The 19,471-nt window shown below is 53.2% G+C and carries 19 protein-coding genes; 15 read left to right on the forward strand and 4 right to left on the reverse strand.

Annotation, left to right across the window (positions count from 1 at the left end):
* Positions 1 to 26 precede the first annotated feature (26 nt).
* From NMC31_RS03905 to spy, 7 genes are all read left to right on the forward strand, one after another.
* Positions 27 to 179, forward strand: a complete 153-nt coding sequence (locus tag NMC31_RS03905; RefSeq protein ID WP_015964762.1) for a Hok/Gef family protein — start codon at positions 27 to 29, stop codon at positions 177 to 179.
* 442 nt (positions 180 to 621) lie between these two features.
* Positions 622 to 1,842, forward strand: coding sequence for a succinylornithine/acetylornithine transaminase (astC, locus tag NMC31_RS03910; RefSeq protein ID WP_253897029.1), 1,221 nt, complete (start codon positions 622 to 624; stop codon positions 1,840 to 1,842).
* Positions 1,839 to 2,873: an arginine N-succinyltransferase gene (gene astA / locus NMC31_RS03915; RefSeq protein ID WP_253897030.1), complete on the forward strand. Its 1,035-nt coding sequence runs from the start codon at positions 1,839 to 1,841 to the stop codon at positions 2,871 to 2,873. Before astC ends, astA begins: the two co-directional genes overlap by 4 nt.
* Positions 2,870 to 4,348: a succinylglutamate-semialdehyde dehydrogenase gene (gene astD / locus NMC31_RS03920; protein ID WP_253897031.1), complete on the forward strand. Its 1,479-nt coding sequence runs from the start codon at positions 2,870 to 2,872 to the stop codon at positions 4,346 to 4,348. The genes astA and astD overlap by 4 nt, the downstream gene beginning before the upstream one ends.
* On the forward strand, positions 4,345 to 5,670 hold the full coding sequence (astB, locus tag NMC31_RS03925; RefSeq protein WP_253897032.1) for an N-succinylarginine dihydrolase: 1,326 nt from the start codon (positions 4,345 to 4,347) through the stop codon (positions 5,668 to 5,670). Before astD ends, astB begins: the two co-directional genes overlap by 4 nt.
* A gap of 9 nt (positions 5,671 to 5,679) precedes the next feature.
* A complete protein-coding gene (gene astE / locus NMC31_RS03930) occupies positions 5,680 to 6,651 on the forward strand; it encodes a succinylglutamate desuccinylase (RefSeq protein ID WP_253897033.1) in 972 nt (323 codons plus the stop codon).
* A 319-nt stretch (positions 6,652 to 6,970) separates the two neighbouring features.
* Positions 6,971 to 7,462, forward strand: a complete 492-nt coding sequence (spy, locus tag NMC31_RS03935; RefSeq protein WP_188016895.1) for an ATP-independent periplasmic protein-refolding chaperone Spy — start codon at positions 6,971 to 6,973, stop codon at positions 7,460 to 7,462.
* A 77-nt stretch (positions 7,463 to 7,539) separates the two neighbouring features.
* Here spy and nadE read toward each other — a convergent pair whose 3' ends face one another.
* Positions 7,540 to 8,367 (reverse strand): NAD(+) synthase, encoded by an 828-nt coding sequence (gene nadE / locus NMC31_RS03940; RefSeq protein WP_253897034.1) that lies wholly within the window; start codon positions 8,365 to 8,367, stop codon positions 7,540 to 7,542.
* A gap of 233 nt (positions 8,368 to 8,600) precedes the next feature.
* Here nadE and osmE point away from each other — a divergent pair, with 233 nt between their 5' ends.
* From osmE to chbG, 7 genes are all read left to right on the forward strand, one after another.
* Positions 8,601 to 8,942 carry an osmotically-inducible lipoprotein OsmE gene (gene osmE, locus NMC31_RS03945; RefSeq protein ID WP_015964753.1) on the forward strand — a complete coding sequence of 114 codons (342 nt, stop codon included), beginning with the start codon at positions 8,601 to 8,603 and terminating at the stop codon, positions 8,940 to 8,942.
* Positions 8,943 to 9,227: 285 nt separating this feature from the next.
* The gene (locus NMC31_RS03950) at positions 9,228 to 9,548 is read left to right on the forward strand and encodes a PTS sugar transporter subunit IIB (RefSeq protein WP_108475646.1); all 321 of its coding nucleotides are present in this window, start codon (positions 9,228 to 9,230) and stop codon (positions 9,546 to 9,548) included.
* A gap of 78 nt (positions 9,549 to 9,626) precedes the next feature.
* Positions 9,627 to 10,985 (forward strand): PTS N,N'-diacetylchitobiose transporter subunit IIC, encoded by a 1,359-nt coding sequence (gene chbC, locus NMC31_RS03955; RefSeq protein WP_149464577.1) that lies wholly within the window; start codon positions 9,627 to 9,629, stop codon positions 10,983 to 10,985.
* A 48-nt stretch (positions 10,986 to 11,033) separates the two neighbouring features.
* Positions 11,034 to 11,381: a PTS N,N'-diacetylchitobiose transporter subunit IIA gene (chbA, locus tag NMC31_RS03960; protein ID WP_149464578.1), complete on the forward strand. Its 348-nt coding sequence runs from the start codon at positions 11,034 to 11,036 to the stop codon at positions 11,379 to 11,381.
* A 12-nt stretch (positions 11,382 to 11,393) separates the two neighbouring features.
* Entirely contained in the window at positions 11,394 to 12,233 is an 840-nt protein-coding gene (chbR, locus tag NMC31_RS03965; RefSeq protein WP_255475680.1) for a transcriptional regulator ChbR, read from the forward strand.
* Between the two features lie 111 nt (positions 12,234 to 12,344).
* Positions 12,345 to 13,691: a 6-phospho-beta-glucosidase gene (locus tag NMC31_RS03970; protein ID WP_253897035.1), complete on the forward strand. Its 1,347-nt coding sequence runs from the start codon at positions 12,345 to 12,347 to the stop codon at positions 13,689 to 13,691.
* An 11-nt stretch (positions 13,692 to 13,702) separates the two neighbouring features.
* The gene (gene chbG, locus NMC31_RS03975; RefSeq protein WP_253897036.1) at positions 13,703 to 14,458 is read left to right on the forward strand and encodes a chitin disaccharide deacetylase; all 756 of its coding nucleotides are present in this window, start codon (positions 13,703 to 13,705) and stop codon (positions 14,456 to 14,458) included.
* A gap of 59 nt (positions 14,459 to 14,517) precedes the next feature.
* Here the strand turns inward: chbG and katE are convergent, their stop codons facing one another.
* Positions 14,518 to 16,776, reverse strand: a complete 2,259-nt coding sequence (gene katE / locus NMC31_RS03980) for a catalase HPII (RefSeq protein WP_253897037.1) — start codon at positions 16,774 to 16,776, stop codon at positions 14,518 to 14,520.
* A gap of 219 nt (positions 16,777 to 16,995) precedes the next feature.
* Between katE and cedA the strand changes: the two genes are divergently transcribed.
* Positions 16,996 to 17,238 carry a cell division activator CedA gene (cedA, locus tag NMC31_RS03985; protein WP_253897038.1) on the forward strand — a complete coding sequence of 81 codons (243 nt, stop codon included), beginning with the start codon at positions 16,996 to 16,998 and terminating at the stop codon, positions 17,236 to 17,238.
* Positions 17,239 to 17,301: 63 nt separating this feature from the next.
* On the opposite strand, the gene NMC31_RS03990 is transcribed toward cedA, so the two are convergent.
* Positions 17,302 to 18,693 carry an L-cystine transporter gene (locus NMC31_RS03990; protein WP_253897039.1) on the reverse strand — a complete coding sequence of 464 codons (1,392 nt, stop codon included), beginning with the start codon at positions 18,691 to 18,693 and terminating at the stop codon, positions 17,302 to 17,304.
* A 131-nt stretch (positions 18,694 to 18,824) separates the two neighbouring features.
* On the reverse strand, positions 18,825 to 19,415 hold the full coding sequence (locus tag NMC31_RS03995) for a metal-dependent hydrolase (protein ID WP_149464585.1): 591 nt from the start codon (positions 19,413 to 19,415) through the stop codon (positions 18,825 to 18,827).
* Positions 19,416 to 19,471 lie beyond the last annotated feature (56 nt).

Raw genomic sequence — 19,471 nt, forward strand, 5'->3', positions numbered from 1 at the left:
GTCTCTTCTTTGCATGGAGGCAAGACATGCTGACGAAATACGCCCTTGTGGCAATCATAGTGCTATGCATAACGGCACTGGGATTCACGCTGATGGTACGAGACTCATTGTGCGAGTTGAGCATCCGGGAGCGTGGTATGGAGTTTAAGGCCATTCTCGCTTACGAACCGAAGAAGTAGCCTGACGCGCGGGGAACTATCCCCGCGTTTCGGATGGCTGGGTTTAGCATTAAATGCACCCAATTTTTTCTTTTGCTGGCATATCACCCCATAGTCCGCAGCGTAATAGAGCAAAATCTGCACCACATTGACGCGCCTGGCTCCCAAATGGCGCATAAAACTACGATAAATTTCGTATCGGATCACAATTCCAGAATTATATTTTATTAATGCATAATCGTGCGAATGATATCTCTGGAATCATCGATTGAATGCACTTTATTCACTATTTATGCAAGTTTAGTGAATAGTGGATATTCGTAACTCATTGATATTACATACCCATCTTCTGGCTATGCATTTTTAGCGCTGGCTGGCACGAACCGTGCAACCTACATTTACAGCGCAAACACCTATATTATTTAACATAAATGAAACCTTTCATTTACCAAAAGAGGTCGCTATGTCTCAGTCAATTACCCGTCAGGATTTCGATCAGTGGATGATGCCGGTTTACGCGCCGGCACCGTTTATTCCGGTACGAGGCGAGGGTTCTCGCCTGTGGGATCAACAGGGAAAAGAGTATATCGACTTTGCGGGTGGCATTGCGGTCAATGCATTAGGGCATGCGCATCCGGCGATGATTCAGGCGCTCACTGAACAAGCAAATAAGTTCTGGCATACGGGCAACGGCTACACCAATGAACCTGCGCTGCGTCTGGCAAAACAGCTGATTGATGCCACGTTTGCCGACCGGGTATTTTTCTGCAACTCCGGGGCCGAGGCTAACGAAGCCGCGCTTAAGCTGGCGCGAAAATACGCGCACGATACGTTTGGCAGCCATAAAAGTGGCATTGTCGCGTTCAAAAATGCCTTCCATGGCCGCACGCTGTTCACCGTTTCGGCGGGCGGACAACCAGCCTATTCACAGGATTTTGCGCCGTTGCCCCCGGATATTCGTCACGCGGTCTATAACGATCTGGCTTCCGCCAGCGCGCTGATTGATGACGGCACTTGCGCCGTGATCGTCGAACCGATGCAGGGAGAAGGCGGCGTGGTGCCTGCCGATCCGGCATTTTTACGCGGCCTGCGCGAACTGTGCGATCGCCACGATGCATTGCTGATTTTTGATGAGGTGCAAACCGGCGTAGGACGCACGGGCGAGCTGTACGCTTATATGCACTACGGCGTGACGCCCGATCTCCTGACTACCGCAAAAGCACTGGGTGGCGGCTTCCCGGTGGGCGCATTGTTGGCAAAAGAAACGTACGCCAGCGTGATGACGGTGGGTACCCACGGAACGACCTACGGCGGGAACCCTTTAGCCAGCGCGGTGGCGGGCGCGGTCTTTTCCATCATTAATACGCCGCAGATACTCAACGGCGTCAAGCAGCGTCAGCAGTGGTTTACCGAGCGCTTGTTGTCGATAAATGCGCGCTACAGCCTCTTTAATGAGATACGTGGCCTGGGGCTGTTAATCGGCTGTGAGCTGAAAGCGGCTTACGCGGGTAAAGCGAAACAGATCAGTCAACTGGCTGCGGAAGAGGGGCTGATGGTGCTGATCGCGGGGGCTAACGTCGTGCGCTTTGCGCCGGCGCTGATTATCACAGAAGAAGAGGTTACTCATGGCCTCGACCGTTTTGAACGCGCCTGTGAACGTTTCCTGGCAGGAGTCTCGCCATGATGATTATCCGTCCAATCGAACGCGAGGACCTGCCTGGCCTGCTACGATTAGCAGCAGAGACGGGCGGCGGGCTGACTTCGCTCCCAGCCGATGAGTCTACGTTGTCAGCGCGCATTAATCGGTCCCTGGCGACCTGGCGGGGAGAACTTCCGCGCAGTGAACAGGGCTACGTATTCGTGCTCGAAGAGAGTGAAAGCGGCAACGTGGTGGGCATTTGCGCCATCGAGGTGGCGGTGGGGTTGAACGATCCCTGGTACAACTATCGGGTCGGCACGCTGGTACACGCCTCGAAAGAGCTGAACGTTTACAACGCGCTGCCAACCCTCTTTTTAAGTAATGACCACACCGGCAGTAGCGAACTTTGCTCGCTGTTCCTGGAACCTGAATGGCGTAAAGAGAACAACGGTTATCTGTTATCGAAAGCGCGTTTTCTGTTTATGGCGGCGTTCCGCGATCGCTTCAGCGAAAAAGTGGTGGCGGAGATGCGTGGTGTGATTGATGAACGCGGCTACTCACCCTTCTGGGATGCGCTGGGAAAACGCTTTTTCTCTATGGATTTTTCTCGCGCGGATTATTTGTGCGGCACGGGACAGAAGGCGTTTATTGCTGAACTGATGCCGAAGCATCCTATTTATACCGATTTTTTGTCCGACGAGGCGCGGGCAGTCATTGGCCAGGTACACCCGCAAACTGCGCCCGCACGTAAGGTGCTGGAAAAAGAAGGATTTCGCTACCGCGATTACGTCGATATTTTCGATGGCGGCCCGACGCTGGAGTGCGATCTCGACCGCATTCGCGCGATTCGCAAAAGCCGGCTGGTGACGGTAGCGGAAGGCCAGCCCGCACCGGGCGAGCTGCCCGTCTGCCTGGTGGCTAACGAACAATACCAACATTTCCGCGCCATGCTGGTGGCGGCGGATCCCCATTGCGACAAGCTGTTACTCAACGCACAACAGCTGGATGCCCTGAAATGCCGCGCCGGTGATAGCGTTCGCCTGGTGCGCCTTTGCCCGGAGGAGAAAAAAGTATGAGTTTATGGATTGGTGGTGAATGGCTCGACGGGCTCGGGCAGGCGCGGGAGAAAACCAACCCGGTTAGCGGGCAAATGCTCTGGCAGGGGCAAGATGCCGGTCCCGGTCAGGTTGCCCAGGCGGTTGCCGCCGCCCGTGCCGCCTTTCCCAACTGGGCCCGTGAACCTTTTGAGTTACGTCAACGTATTGCTGAAACGTTCGCCCAGTTACTGGAAAGTCGTAAAGCGTCGCTGACCGAGATTATCGCCAGTGAAACGGGGAAGCCGCGTTGGGAAGCCGCTACGGAAGTGGCGGCGATGATCAATAAAATCGCTATTTCCGTTCGGGCCTATCACGCCCGCACCGGCGAGCAACATACCGATATGCCGGACGGCGCGGCTACGCTGCGTCATCGCCCACACGGCGTGCTGGCGGTGTTCGGCCCCTATAACTTCCCCGGCCATCTACCGAATGGACATATTGTCCCGGCGCTGCTGGCGGGGAATACGGTGGTGTTTAAGCCCAGCGAGCAGACACCGCTGAGTGGTGAAGTGGTGATGAAACTATGGCAGGAAGCCGGGCTACCAGCAGGCGTGCTGAATCTTATCCAGGGTGGACGGGAAACCGGAGAAGCCTTAAGCAGCGATCCGGGTATTGATGGGCTGCTTTTCACCGGCAGCTCCCACACCGGTTTTCAGCTGCATCGCCAGCTGGCGGGGCAGCCGCAGAAAATTCTTGCCCTTGAAATGGGCGGCAATAACCCGCTGATTGTTGATGAGCCGGAGGATATTGATGCGGCGGTGCATCTGACGATTCAGTCAGCCTTTATTACCGCCGGGCAGCGTTGTACCTGCGCACGACGTCTGTTGGTGAGTCGCGGCGATCGTGGCGATGCTTTTTTGCGCCGTCTGGTAACGGTTGCACAACGTATTATTCCCGGTGCATGGGATGCTGAGCCGCAGCCCTTTATGGGCGGCTTAATTTCACCGCAGGCCGCGCAGCTGGTGCATCAGGCGTGGTTGCAGCATGTCGCTAACGGCGGAGTCACGTTGCTCGAACCGCGTGTATTGCAAAGCGGCACCTCGCTGCTTACGCCCGGGATTGTCGACCTCACGGAAGTGAGTGAAGTGCCCGATGAAGAGGTCTTTGGCCCGTTGCTATGCGTGTGGCGCTATGATGATTTCGATGAAGCGATTGCCCTTGCCAACTATACCCGCTACGGCCTGGCAAGCGGGTTAATTTCTCCTGACCGGGAGAAATTCGACCGCCTGCTGCTGGAAGCGCGCGCCGGGATAGTGAACTGGAATAAACCCCTCACCGGTGCTGCAAGCACTGCCCCATTTGGCGGCGCGGGGGCTTCGGGGAATCATCGTCCCGGCGCATGGTACGCCGCAGATTACTGCGCCTGGCCAATGGCAAGCCTGGAATCACCAACGATTTCACTGCCGCAGAGCCTGAGCCCTGGGCTTGATTTTAGCCAGGAGAGTGGATCATGAATGCCTGGGAGGTCAATTTTGATGGCCTGCCAGGCCTGACGCACCATTACGCCGGATTATCTTTTGGTAATGAAGCCTCGACGCGCAATCAGTTTCAGGTATCGAACCCACAGCGCGCGGCGAAGCAGGGGCTGCTGAAAATGAAAGCGCTGGCGGATGCGGGATTTAAGCAGGGGATCATTCCTCCGCAGGCGCGCCCCAACGTCAGCGTGTTGCGCCAACTGGGGTTTGATGGCAGCGATGAGCAGGTGGTGGCGAAAGTCGCCGCGCAGGCCCCCCAATTGCTGAGCGCGGCAAGTTCCGCCTCGTCAATGTGGGTGGCAAATGCGGCAACGGTAGCGCCCTCGGCAGATACGCTGGATGGACGTGTGCACCTTACCGTGGCCAACCTGAACAATAAATTCCATCGCGCGACGGAAGCGCCCACCACAGAAGCGCTACTGCGGGCTATTTTCCCGGATGAAAGCCGTTTTGCGGTGCATCGTGCGCTTCCTCAGGTGGCGATGTTTGGCGATGAGGGCGCGGCAAACCATAACCGGCTGGGCGGCGACTACGGCCAACCGGGTTTGCAGCTGTTTGTCTATGGTCGCGACGAGCGACAGGAGACACAACCCCAGCGGTATCCGGCGCGTCAGACCCTCGCGGCCAGCGAAGCGGTGGCGCGTCTCAATCAGGTCAATCCCAGCCAGTTGTTGTTCGCCCGGCAAAACCCGGCGGTTATCGATCAGGGCGTTTTCCATAATGATGTTATCGCCGTGAGCAACCGACAGGTACTGTTTTGCCATCAGCAGGCGTTTGTTAATCAACCTGCGCTGATGACGGAACTGGCTCGCCGGATCCCCGGCTTTATGCCCATTGAAGTCCCGACGGCGCGCGTGACGGTTGCGGACGCGGTCGCCACTTACCTGTTTAACAGTCAGTTATTGTCGACACCGGATGGCAGTATGCTGTTGGTGCTACCGGCGGAATGCGAAACGAATCCGCGCGTCTGGCGTTATCTGAACGAATTGCTGGAGCGGGATAACCCGATTAACGAGCTGAAGGTTTTTGATTTGCGAGAAAGTATGGCCAACGGCGGCGGCCCGGCCTGCTTGCGCCTGCGCGTGGTGCTGACTGACGCGGAGTATCGCGCGGTGAATCCGTCGGTGTTGATGAATGACACGCTGTTTGCCACGCTCAATGACTGGGTTGACCGTTACTACCGCGATCGTCTGACGCAGTCTGACCTCGCTGACCCGCAACTTTTACGGGAAGGGCGCGAAGCGCTCGACCGTTTGACACAAATTCTGCAACTGGGATCGGTCTATGACTTCCAGCATTAAGGAGCCGCCATGCACCATTTTTTACCGCTAACGCTTGCGGGGACGAAGCCAGAGACAGTACAGGGCGAGGGGCCATCATTTTACTGGCGCTGGCATGGGGCGGGAATTCTTGAACTGACGCCTTATCAGCCGTGTCGCCGCGCGCTGGTGCTTTCAGCAGGGATTCACGGTAACGAAACCGCGCCGGTAGAAATGGTTGATGCGCTGCTTGCCGGGTTGTTGGCTGGAAGTATTGTTTTGCGCTGGCGGCTGCTGCTGATTCTGGGCAATCCGCCCGCGCTGCGAAATAACCGGCGTTATATTCACAGCGATATGAACCGCATGTTTGGTGAGCGCTGGCAGCAGTTCTCGCCTTCCGATGAGACGGCCAGAGTCGCGGAGCTTGAACAGGCGATGACGGCGTTTTACCACGCCCAGCCTGCCGACAGCGTGCGCTGGCATCTCGATCTGCATACGGCGATTCGCGGCTCGCATCATTTGCGTTTTGGCGTGCTGCCTGCGCGTGATGCGCCGTGGGATGACAATTTCCTGAACTGGCTTGGACGCGCAGGCTTGCAGGCGCTGGTGTTTCATCAAACGCCAGGCGGTACCTTCACGCACTACAGCTGTGAACGCTTTGCGGCGCTTGCCTGTACGCTGGAACTGGGGAAGGCGCTACCGTTTGGTCACAACGATCTCTCCCGTTTTGCACTCACGCAGCAGCAACTGAGCTATTTACTGGCAGGCGAATGGGGCGGCGGTTCGTCAGATACGCCGCTTCGCTATCGGGTTGTGCAGCAAATTACCCGGCGCAGTGAGGCGTTTCACCTCTATATGTCGACGCAGACGCTGAACTTTACCCCGTTTGCGCGGGGTACACTGCTTGCGGAAGATGGTGACACGCGTTACGTGGTGGAGAGACCCTGTGAATACGTGCTGTTTCCAAACCCTGATGTGGCGTTAGGGTTGCGCGCCGGGCTCATGCTGGAACGCTGCGGTTAATTATTACTGAGCCGCTACAATAACGTAGTGGCATTATTTCTTCGTTTTTATTTCTGATGCAGATTATTCCGATCAAATTGCTTTATTAATCGGCAGTGCTGTTTTATACTTCTCCACATTCCCTTCTTAATCAGTGCCTTATTTATTTTTGTTGCAATTCTCCACTGTTTTTCCTTAATTCCTCCATAATTGGCGTAAAATTGTTTTTTACACTTTCATTGTTTTACGCATGCTCTGATTAATTGACGATAAACCCCGTAAAGTTAATCTCGTCAACACGGCAACGCGCCGTAACAGAATAACCTGAAGAAAGGAATTAATGATGAAAAAGATGACTGCACTGTTTGTTGCCTCTACTCTGGCTCTGGGCGCGGCTAACCTGGCACACGCCGCCGATACCTCAACCACGCCAGCCGCACAGCCGGATGGCAAAACCATGATGCATCACCACAAAGGCAAACCGGGTCCGCGTCATCATGAAATGATGATGTTCCAGGGGCTGAATCTGACCGATGCACAGAAACAACAGATCCGCGACATCAAGAAAGCGGAACACGACAAAATGCAGGACAACCGCCGTGCGATGCACGACCTGATCGCCAGCGACAGCTTCGACAAAGCGAAAGCACAGGCGCAGATCGACAAAATGGATACCCAGCGTAAAGAGATGATGCTGTCTCACATGGAAACCCAGAACAAGATCTACAACATTTTAACGCCGGAACAGAAAAAACAGTTTAATGCTAATTTTGAGAAGCGTCTGACAGAACGTCACGCGCCAGAAGGTAAAATGCCCGTACCTGCTGAATAACTCAGCGCACTGACTTAAGACCGCCGGACCTGCTCATACGCTCTCAGAAGCTGTGGGCAAGTCCGGCGGTTTTTCTTTTATTGTTTCCAGAAATCGTCAAACACTGTAATCGGTGGGCGACGTTTATGTTCCGTCTTCACGTACCAGCCTTCGATAATCTTCGCCAGTTCAGGCGCGACAGTTTTGCCTTCAAGGTAATCGTCGATATTTTCATAGGTTACTCCCAGCGCTACTTCGTCAGGCAGGGAAGGGCGATCGTCTTCCAGGTCCGCCGTTGGCGCTTTCAGATACAGATGCTCCGGGCAGCCCAGCGCGGCCAGTAACTGTTTTCCCTGACGTTTATTCAGACGAAAAATTGGGTTAATGTCGGTGCCGCCATCGCCGTATTTGGTGAAGAAGCCCGTCACGGCTTCCGCCGCATGGTCGGTGCCGACTACCACGCCTTTGGTCATCCCGGCGATGCTGTACTGGGCCTTCATGCGTTCACGTGCTTTTTCGTTGCCGCGAACGAAGTCGCTCAGTTCAATTCCCGCTTCGCGCAGGGCTACTTCGCTGGCGAGGACTGCGCCTTTAATATTAACGGTCAGTACGCGATCCGGCTGAATAAAGGCGATAGCGTCCTGGCAATCCTGCTCATCGGCCTGCACGCCAAACGGCAGACGCACGGCGATAAACTGAAGTTCATTATCTCCGCTCTCTTTACGCAGTTCACTGATGGCCTGCTGGCACAATTTGCCCGCAAGGGTGGAATCCTGGCCGCCGCTGATACCCAATACCAGTGATTTAATAAACGGGTAGGTTTGCAGATACGATTTCAGGAAATCGACGCTGCGGCGGATCTCCTGTTGCACGTCAATCTGTGGTTTCACGCCAAGCGCCTGGATGATTTCCTGCTGTAAACTCATTTACCCCTCCAAAAGATGTTGCCGATACCCATCAGAACAAGACCTTAAAGCTACCTCTTTGAAGCTGAAACGACAAGGCGTGGCGCGTTGAGTGACGTAAATTAGCGCAATTCAGCGACTTACTTTTTTGTCAGCAGAATGTTCTTAAAACCGACCGATTTTCAGCGTAGGGTTGAAAAATAAGATCCTTTATTCCAGGCTTAAACTACACAAAACAACAAAGAGGATGTTTTATGAACAAGTACGTTACAGGTTTTCTGGGTGCAGCAGCAGCATTAACCATGTTGGCCGGGTGTACGACATATGACCGTACAAAAGATCAGTTCACCCAGCCGGTGGTTAAAGATGTGAAGAAAGGCATGTCGCGCAGCCAGGTTGCGCAAATTGCAGGTAAGCCGTCTTCTGAAGTGAGCATGATTCATGCTCGCGGTACCTGCCAGACCTACATTTTGGGTCAACGTGATGGTAAAACTGAGACTTACTTCGTAGCCCTCGACGATACGGGCCACGTGATGAACTCTGGTTATCAGACCTGTGCCGAGTACGACACCGATCCGCAGGCCGCTAAACAGTAATCGTTCATTTTCCTGAGCACTACGTAAGCCCGACGACATCGTCGGGCTTTTTTGTGGTTTCTGATGCTTATTTAATTGCGCGAATTATTTTGACCAAAGTGTGAAGGGAATCATAAGGCAAGGTCAATGAGAGACAATTTTGGGGGAGAAGGAATTATCCTGGTCTGAAGAGATACCGTATACTCAACTCATAAACAAAAGTGAAACATCTGATGTTGAAATGGGTTCATGGGCGGAAGGAACGAAGCCCGATGATGGCAGATTCGATAAGTTGAGGAAGCGTGAATGGAAAAGAAACACATCTATCTTTTTTGCTCTGCAGGGATGTCGACTTCATTACTGGTCTCCAAAATGCGTGCACAGGCGGAGAAATATGAAGTACCAGTAATTATTGAAGCATTCTCAGAAAGCTTTGCCGCAGAAAAAGGCCCACAGGCCGATGTCGTATTACTGGGGCCACAAATTGCGTACATGAAGGCAGATATTCAAAAGTTGCTGCCTAATAAACCGGTAGAGGTTATTGACTCAGCGCTCTACGGTAAAGTCGATGGTTTAGGTGTTCTTAAAGCAGCCGTTGCTGCAATTAAAAAAGCTGCTGCGCAGTAATTTTTTATTTTTCCCGTCAAAGAGTTATTTCACATTTAACGCCGCGGTATTCGCTGCGGCCTTTAAGGGTATTTTTCTATGAGTAAAGTGATCAGTTCGCTTGAAAAGGTACTCCTTCCTTTTGCTATTAAAATAGGAAAACAGCCTCACGTTAATGCGATTAAAAACGGTTTTATTAAGTTAATGCCATTGACCCTCGCGGGTGCGATGTTTGTCTTAATCAACAACGTTTTTCTCAGCTTTGGTGAGGGATCTTTTTTCTATTCAATGGGTATTCGCCTCGACGCGTCAACTATTGAGAACTTAAATAGCTTTAAAGCCATCGGCGGTAATGTTTACAACGGCACGTTGGGCATTATGTCACTGATGGCACCTTTCTTTATCGGTATGGCGCTGGCAGAAGAGCGTAAAGTTGATTCGCTGGCGGCAGGTCTGTTATCCGTTGCGGCCTTTATGACAGTAACGCCGTACAGCGTGGGTGAAGCTTATGCTGTGGGGGCAAACTGGCTGGGCGGGGCGAACATTATTTCCGGTATTATTATTGGCCTGGTGGTCGCGGAAATGTTCACCTTTATTGTGCACAAAAACTGGGTTATTCGCCTGCCGGATAGCGTTCCTGCATCCGTATCCCGTTCTTTCTCGGCAGTTATTCCTGGCTTTATCATCCTCTCTATTATGGGAATCATCTCCTGGGCGCTGACTCACTGGAGCACCAACTTCCACCAGATCATCATGGACGGTATCTCCACACCGCTGGCGTCGATGGGTGCGATTGTTGGTTGGGCGTACGTTATCTTTGTTCCGCTGCTGTGGTTCTTCGGTATCCACGGTTCCCTGGCGCTGACTGCACTGGACAGCGGCATCATGACCCCGTGGGCGCTGGAAAACATCGCGACTTATCAGCAGTATGGTTCCGTTGCGGCGGCGCTGGAAGCCGGTAAATCGTTCCATGTCTGGGCGAAACCTATGCTCGACTCCTACGTCTTCCTCGGCGGCAGTGGCGCGACTCTGGGTCTGATTATCGCTATCTTTATCGCTTCACGTCGCGCAGATTACCGTTCAGTTGCCAAGCTGGCGCTGCCATCAGGCATCTTCCAGATTAACGAACCGATTCTGTTTGGTCTGCCGATTATCATGAACCCGGTCATGCTGATTCCATTCGTACTGGTTCAGCCTATCCTCGCCGCCATCATGATTATCGCGTACTCACTGGGCATCATTCCGCCAATTACCAACATGGCACCATGGACGATGCCGACCGGCTTAGGGGCTTTCTTCAGTACCAACGGAAGTATTGCCGCGCTGTTGCTGGCGCTCTTCAACCTGGTTATCGCCACGCTTATCTACATGCCATTTGTCATCGTAGCCAACAAAGCGCAGACGGCCATTGAAGAAGAAGAGTCTGAAGAAGACATCGCGAATGCACTGAAATTCTGATGACGTGCGGTAGGGGGAACCCTACCGCCATCACTAAAAGGAAAATGTATGTTTGATCTGGACAATATCACAGCAGAACCTGTGCAGGAAAATGACCTCGAAGAAGTGGTGATGGGCCTGATTATTAACTCCGGCCAGGCGCGAAGCCTCGCTTATATGGCGCTGAAACAGGCCAAGCAAGGCGACTTTGAAACCGCTAAAACGACGATGGAACAATCGCGCATTGCACTGAGCGAAGCGCACCGTGTGCAGACGCAACTCATCGAAAGCGATGAGGGCGAGGGAAAAATGAAGGTGAGTCTGGTATTAGTTCATGCTCAGGATCATCTTATGACCTCAATGTTGGCCCGCGAGTTGGTTGCCGAATTGATTGAGCTTCACGAGAAGGTACAATAGGTTATCCGTATTATGAGGCAGCCTAAGATGATGACCATGGAAATTAACACCGCACGAGAACAGCAACTGTTTGATGGCCGGAATTTTCATGTCTTTATCTACAATAAAACGGAGAGCGTAAGCGGCCTGCATCAGCATGATTATTATGAATTCACGCTGGTGCTAACGGGCCGCTACTACCAGGAGATTAACGGCAAGCGCGTCCTGCTGGAACGTGGCGACTTTGTCTTCATCCCGTTGGGTTCGCATCATCAGAGCTTCTACGAGTTTGGTGCGACGCGTATCCTCAACGTCGGGATCAGCAAAGACTTCTTCGCTACGCACTATCAGCCGCTACTGCCATTTTGCCTGGTGGCGTCGCAGGTTTACTCTGTTAAAAGTACTTTTCTCAGCTATATCGAGTCGGTTATTGCTTCGCTACATTTCCGCGAAACTGAATTCGATGAATTTATTGAAGTGGTGGCTTTTTATGTGATTAACCGCCTGCGTCATCATCGTGAAGATCAAGCTCAGGATGTTACACCGCAGTGGTTAAAAACAACCGTCGAAGCCATGCACGATAAAATGAAGTTCGGTGAAGGTGCGCTGGAAAATATGGTTGCGCTCTCCGGGAAGTCTCAGGAGTATTTAACGCGTGCGACCCAGCGCTATTATGGCAAAACACCCATGCAGATTATTAATGATATCCGCATCAACTTTGCCATGAAACAACTGGAAATTACGAACTATTCTGTCACTGATATTGCATATGAGTCCGGGTACAGCAGCCCAAGTTTGTTTATTAAAACATTCAAGAAGCTGACTTCGTTTACCCCGAGCAATTATCGCAAACGACTGACGGTCATTAAGTAAAATAATTCACGCACTACGGTATTATCCGTAGTAATGCGACAGCAAATTTAATATCCGCGCTGAATGTGGAGGGTTGACTGCATTTAGCGGGTGGATCACGAGGGAGAAAGTATGAGCCAGAAATTAAAAGTTGTAACCATCGGCGGCGGCAGCAGCTATACACCAGAATTACTGGAGGGTTTTCTCAAACGTTACCATGAATTGCCGGTAAGCGAATTGTGGCTGGTTGATGTTGAAGGCGGTAAAGAGAAGCTGGATATCATTCATGCGCTGTGTGAGCGTATGGTGGAGAAAGCAGGCGTACCAATGAAAGTCTTCAAAACTCTCGACCGCCGTGACGCGCTGCGTGATGCCGACTTCGTGACCACCCAGCTGCGCGTTGGCCAGCTGAAAGCGCGTGAAAAAGATGAGCGTATTCCGCTGAGCCACGGCTACCTCGGTCAGGAAACTAACGGCGCAGGCGGCTTGTTCAAAGGTCTGCGTACCATTCCGGTTATTTTTGACATCATTAAAGATGTGCAGGAACTGTGCCCGAATGCGTGGGTGATTAACTTTACCAACCCGGCCGGGATGGTCACCGAAGCGGTGTATCGTCACACCAATTTCAAGCGCTTTATCGGCGTGTGCAACATCCCGATCGGCATGAAAATGTTTATCACCGATGTGCTGAAGCTTTCCGAAAAAGACGATCTTTCTATCGATCTCTTTGGCCTGAACCACATGGTGTTTATCCGCGATGTGCTGGTGAATGGCAAATCGCGTTTCGCTGAGCTGATTGACGGTGTCGCTTCCGGTACCCTGACGGCCAACTCGGTCAAAAATATCTTCGACCTGCCGTTTAGCGAAGGATTGATTCGCTCCCTGAATCTGATTCCTTGCTCGTATCTGCTTTACTATTTCAAAACCAAAGAGATGCTGGCGATTGAAATGGGCGAGTACTACAAAGGTGGTGCACGCGCACAGGTGGTACAGAAAGTTGAGAAACAATTGTTCGAGCTGTACAAGAACCCGGATCTCAACGTTAAGCCGAAAGAGCTGGAGCAACGTGGCGGTGCGTATTACTCCGATGCGGCCTGCGAAGTGATCAACGCTATCTACAATGATAAGCAGGCTGAACACTACGTTAACTTCCCGCACAATGGCCACGTGGATAACATCCCGGCGGACTGGGCGGTAGAAATGACGGCGATTCTGGGCCGCGACGGTGCGAAACCACACCCGCGCCTGACGCACTTTGATGACAAAGTGATGGGGCTTATCCATACCATTAAAGCTTTTGAAATTCAGGCAAGCCATGCGGCGCTGAGTGGCGACATTAACGACGTCGAACTGGCGATGAACTTAAGCCCGCTGATTGGCTCTGACAAAGACGCGGAGATCCTCGCGCGTGAAATGATCCTCGCTCACGAAGAGTGGTTGCCGAACTTCGCCGCCACGGTGGAGAAGCTGAAAAAGTGACAGGAGGTACGATGGAACGACTGCTGATCGTCAACGCTGATGACTTCGGCCTGAGCAAAGGGCAGAACTACGGCATTATTGATGCCTGTAAAAATGGACTGGTGACCTCAACCACCGCGCTGGTGAACGGCGCGGAAATCGAACATGCGGCTCAACTGAGTCGCCGTACGCCGGAGCTCGCGGTCGGGATGCACTTTGTCCTGACGCTGGGCGAACCGCTCTCAGAGATGCCGGGGCTGACCCGGGAAGGCAAACTGGGTAAATGGATCTGGCAGATGGCTGAAAACGATACGCTGCCGCTGGACGAAATTGCCCATGAACTGGCGTGCCAGTTCGATCGCTTCGTCGCTATTTTCGATACTGCACCAACGCATATTGATAGCCATCATCATGTGCATATGATCCCGCAGATCTACCCGCTGGTGGCGAAATTTGCCTTAGAAAAAGGCGTCGCGTTACGTATTGACCGTACCATTCCTGAGGTGGATGGCGCACCGGATGATGTGCGCAGCAGCGCGGGATTCAGCAGTGAGTTCTATGGCGATGCGATTTCGGAAGCATTATTTTTGCAGGTACTGGATAAATCTGTGCAACGCGATGAACCCTCACTTGAGGTGATGTGCCATCCGGCGTTTGTTGATAAGACCATCATGGGCAGCGCTTACTGCTACCCACGACTGGCCGAGCTGGATGTCCTCACTTCGCCATCGCTGAAAGATGCCATTGCAGAACGTGGTTACCGTCTCGGCACCTATCGCGACGTCTGATTCTGCGAGTTGAGAGAATGTTGTGCTTTTCGCCCGGTCATCCGTCACCGGGCTTTTTTTTATGCTGGTATCGCCGCCGTTTTACCGGCACGAGACCAGACGCGGTGCGCCGCGACAAGGCCTAGCAAATCGTCCACGGTTGATTTGGTGATTGCATCACCTTCAACCATGCCTTCTTCGCCCTGGCTATCGACATTAAGCAGCCCTTTAAACTGACGCGCATCGCCCGCCAGCAGTATCGGCTTGAGATGCTTGTAGGCTTCCAGCAGGTAGTATTGTGCATCGCCACTTTTTAGCAGATCGCTGAGATCGCCGCCAGGCACCACCACTGCATCTACCGTCAGTGAAGGAGAACCGGCAAAGGTGCCTGCGATAGGCAGTTTCGAACCATCGTCGGCGGTCACTTCCCCCATGCGCGAGTAGAGCAGTTTGGCATGCACGCCTTGTGCTTTCAGGCCTTTAAGAAGCGTTAGCACGTCAGCAGAGGCCGTTTTCTGATTGAGCAGAACCGCCACGACGCGCCCTTTTACATCCCCACTTGGGATGGCATACAAGCTGAGAGTAGGGTCTTTATCCAGACCGTTCACATCAGCAGGCGGGCGTCGATTCTGCTGCTCATCGCTGAGTGTCATACCTAAGTTGTCAGCAACGCTCTGCGCCAGGCGAATATCAACGCACGCAAGTTGATCTACGACGCGTTCACGGATCCACTCACGCGCGACTTTACTGAGTTCAAAGCTGAAGGCATCGATAATATGCTGTTGCTCAATCGGCGTCTGACTGTTCCAGAAGAGGCGAGGCTGCGCGTAATACTCGCCAAAGGAGGGGCTACGCTCGCGCACTTTGTGTCCGTCAACGCGTTCCTGATACGATTCGAAACCGCCGCGCTTCGGCCCTGGCGGTGTTTCGCGCGGCCAGTTATCGTTGATAGAGTTTGGCTCGTAGTTTGCCGGGTTGGTGTCGATGTCCTGACGATGCATGCCATCACGCTGGAAATTGTGATACGGGCAGGTTGGTCGGTTAATCGGGATCTCGTGGAAGTTTGGCCCGCCAAGGCGGCTGATCTGGGTATCGGTGTAAGAGAACAGGCGCCCCTGGAGCAGGGGATCGTTACTGAAATCCAGACCGGGAACGATATGCCCAGGGTGGAACGCGGCCTGTTCATTCTCAGCGAAGAAGTTATCCGGGTTGCGGTTAAGCACCATTTTCCCGACGAGCTGCACCGGGACCAGCTCTTCGGGAATAAGCTTGGTGGGGTCGAGCAGGTCGAAGTCAAATTTGAATTCATCCTCTTCCGGGATCAATTGCAGCCCCAGTTCATATTCCGGGTAATCGCCCGCTTCGATGGCTTCCCACAGATCGCGGCGGTGGAAGTCAGGATCGCGTCCGGTGAGTTTTTGCGACTCATCCCACAGCAGAGACGCCTTTCCGGCAACGGGCTTCCAGTGGAAGCGGACAAACGTCGCTTTACCCTCGGCATTGATTAAACGGAAGGTATGAATACCAAAGCCTTCCATGGTGCGATAGCTTCGAGGAATACCGCGGTCCGACATCGCCCAGAACACGTTGTGCAACGTCTCTGGTTGCAGCGAGACATAGTCCCAGAAGGTATCATGCGCGCTTTGTCCCTGCGGCATTGCCGAATGTGGCTCGGGTTTCACGGCGTGCACGAAATCGGGAAATTTCAATGCATCCTGAATAAAGAAGATAGGGGTGTTGTTACCGACCAAGTCAAAAATGCCTTCATCGGTGTAAAACTTGGTGGCAAAACCTCGGATATCGCGCACGGTGTCAGCAGAACCCGCGCCACCCTGTACGGTTGAGAAACGCACGAAAACGGGCGTGATTTTCTCCTTTGAGGAAAGGAAGTCCGCTTTCGTGACATCACTCAGGCTTTTATAGGGCTGAAAATAACCGTGCGCCGCAGAGCCACGGGCGTGGACGATGCGCTCTGGAATGCGTTCATGGTCGAAGTGGGTGATTTTCTCGCGCAGAATAAAATCTTCCAGCAGCGTAGGGCCACGGCTTCCGGCACGCAGAGAATTCTGGTCATCAGCAATACGAACGCCCTGATTAGTGGTCAGCGGGAAGTTTTCACCGCCTTTACGCTGCTTATCGAGCGCTTTAAGTTTCTCATTGCTGGTTTTTGGCGCTTTCAGACTCCCCGGTGCGGTAGGCTCTTCACCCGGCGCGGTAGGTTTTGGCGTCGGTCGCCAGGAACCGTCCGCAGGCGCCAGAGAATCCAGGCCAGGTTTTGATTCACTGGCGTCGTGAACCGGGGATTGATGGGTTTTGGATTTTTTATGTTGATCCGACATGCTCGTCTCCTTTTTCACTACTGAAAGTTGGCCGATAGTGCGGCAAAACCCTTCTAACTATAGAGCAATCTCAGGGTTTATCTGGGGAAGAGGGCGGATCGCGGCGGGTATACGCGCGATTGCGCAAGATGAAATCGACGCAAGGCGCGACGCCACAGGGTTAAATCGGCTATTATAGAATTTTCCTGTTTTTGCCCCGAGTGATTTGAAATAACCGTTATGAAACCGCTTCGCCAACAAAATCGACAGGTCATTAGCTATATTCCCCGAACCGAACCCGCGCCGCCCGACCATGCAAACAAGGTGGAGGGCTATCGCGATGTGTGGCTACTGCGCGGCAAATATGTCGCATTTGTATTGATGGGAAGCGCTTTCCGACGTTCACAGGCGTTTAGCGTCCCTGAGTCAGCCCAGCGTTGGGCTGCGCAAATGAGGCAGGAAGAGGATGTTAGCGATGAGTGATTGTTAATCGCGGATATAAAAAAACCGCTGATAATCAGCGGTTTTTTTGTGCCTGAAAGGTCATTAACGATGCGCCAGTTCCGCATCATCCTCACTGTTCAGAATGTCTTTATCCGTCTGGCGCAGCCACTGGCTGGTCAGGGTACCGGCCGTCATGGAGCCACTGACGTTCAGCGCGGTACGGCCCATGTCGATCAGCGGCTCAACGGAAATCAGCAGCGCGACCAGCGTGACCGGCAAGCCCATTGCCGGCAGCACAATCAGCGCAGCAAAGGTTGCACCGCCGCCGACGCCCGCCACACCCGCAGAACTCACGGTGACGATACCGACTAGGGTGGCAATCCAGAGGGGATCGAGCGGGTTGATGCCAACGGTTGGCGCAACCATCACGGCGAGCATTGCCGGGTAGAGACCCGCACAGCCATTCTGACCAATCGTCGCGCCGAATGAGGCGGAGAAGCTGGCGATAGATTCAGGTACACCCAGACGGCGCGTTTGTGCTTCCACGTTCAGCGGAATGGACGCGGCGCTGGAACGGCTGGTGAAGGCGAAAGTGATAACCGGCCACACTTTACGGAAGTATTTCAATGGGCTGACACCGTTCACGCCCAGCAACAGGCCGTGTACGGCGAACATGATTGCCAGGCCGATGTAAGAGGCTACCACGAAGCTGCCGAGTTTGATGATGTCCTGCAGGTTAGAACCGGCCACGACTTTGGTCATCAGCGCCAGCACGCCGTAAGGGGTCAGTTGCATGACCAGGCGAACCAGTTTCATCACCCAGCTTTGCAGTGTGTCGATTGCCGCGATGACGCGCAGGCCTTTTGGTTCGTCATCTTTCAGCAGTTTCAGCGCCGCAACACCCAGGAACGCGGCGAAAATGACGATGCTGATGATAGAGGTTGGGTTCGCGCCGGTCAGATCGGCAAACGGATTTTTAGGCACGAAGGAGAGCAACAGCTGCGGCACGTTCAGGTCAGCAACCTTGCCAGCATAGTTGCTGTGAATGGCGTCGAGGCGCGCGGTTTCAGCAGTGCCCTGGACCAGACCTTCCGCCGTCAGACCAAACAAATTGGTGACCAGCACGCCGACCAGTGCCGCAATCAGCGTAGTGAACAGCAGCGTACCGATGGTCAGGAAGCTGATTTTACCCAATTGTGACGCGTTGTGCAGACGGGCTACGGCGCTCAGAATCGAGGCGAAAACCAGCGGCATTACGATCATTTGGAGCAGTTGCACGTAGCCGTTACCGACGACGTTGAACCACTGAATAGAATCTTTAAGAATCTGGCTGTCGGAACCATAGATAAACTGAAGCGCGAGGCCAAACACGACCCCCATCACCAGACCGACCAGTACTTTTTTTGCCAGACTCCACTGTTTGTGACGCGTTTGCGCCAGCAGCAACAGCAGTGCCGCGAACACGATAACGTTCGCGATTAATGGAAAGTTCATCCCCGTTCTCCTGATTTCATTATATAGCCAGCCTCACCGGGCTGGTCAGATGTGAAAAGGGTAACAGAACTGGGAATCGTCGCTTATATCCAAATGGAATGGATTATGACAAAAGTGATAGTTTTGTGCGGTTATTGTTCGATCTGGTGATTTATAAAGCGATTGAAGGTCATTTGCAGAGAATTAATCATCCCTGAAGACCAGCGTACGGCGCTGTTTTCCGGCAACGACTGCGGCATCCAGACGGCATAAGCGAACAGCGCCATGCACAGGAAACGTTCCAGTTGATTACCCTTTTGTGGCGCGAGTATCGGCAAACGAAAACGCCAGCGGCATGGCCATAACAGCGGCACACCCGCAGGGGTGAGCATGTCGGCCAGGATATGGCTGAGGTAGCCCAGGACCATTCCCTGAAGCGCGTCGGCAGGAATAAACCACGTGTCGGGCACTTTAAGATAGAAAACTGTGAGCAGGGCGAAAACGGCCAGCAAGCTGTGGGTAAATCCGCGATGGCCAAATGCACGGGCCACCGGTTTCGACAGCCAACTGAGGCGCTGACCCAGAAACGATTTCGGGTGATCGATATCCGGTAGCAGACAGGTCAGTACTGCTGACGGCACAATATGCCACCAGTCGCCTTGCGCCAGCACAGGCGTAAGCTCGGCATTTTTTGCAAATACCGCACAGGCGATGGAAAAGAGCAGGTGGCCTTCCGCCGTCATGATAAAACCCGATAAAACTGTCAATTCATACAGTATAGGGTTTTTATACAGTAGGC

Source organism: Pseudocitrobacter vendiensis (assembly GCF_943590815.1).
In the GTDB taxonomy this organism is placed as follows: Bacteria; Pseudomonadota; Gammaproteobacteria; order Enterobacterales; family Enterobacteriaceae; genus Pseudocitrobacter; species Pseudocitrobacter vendiensis.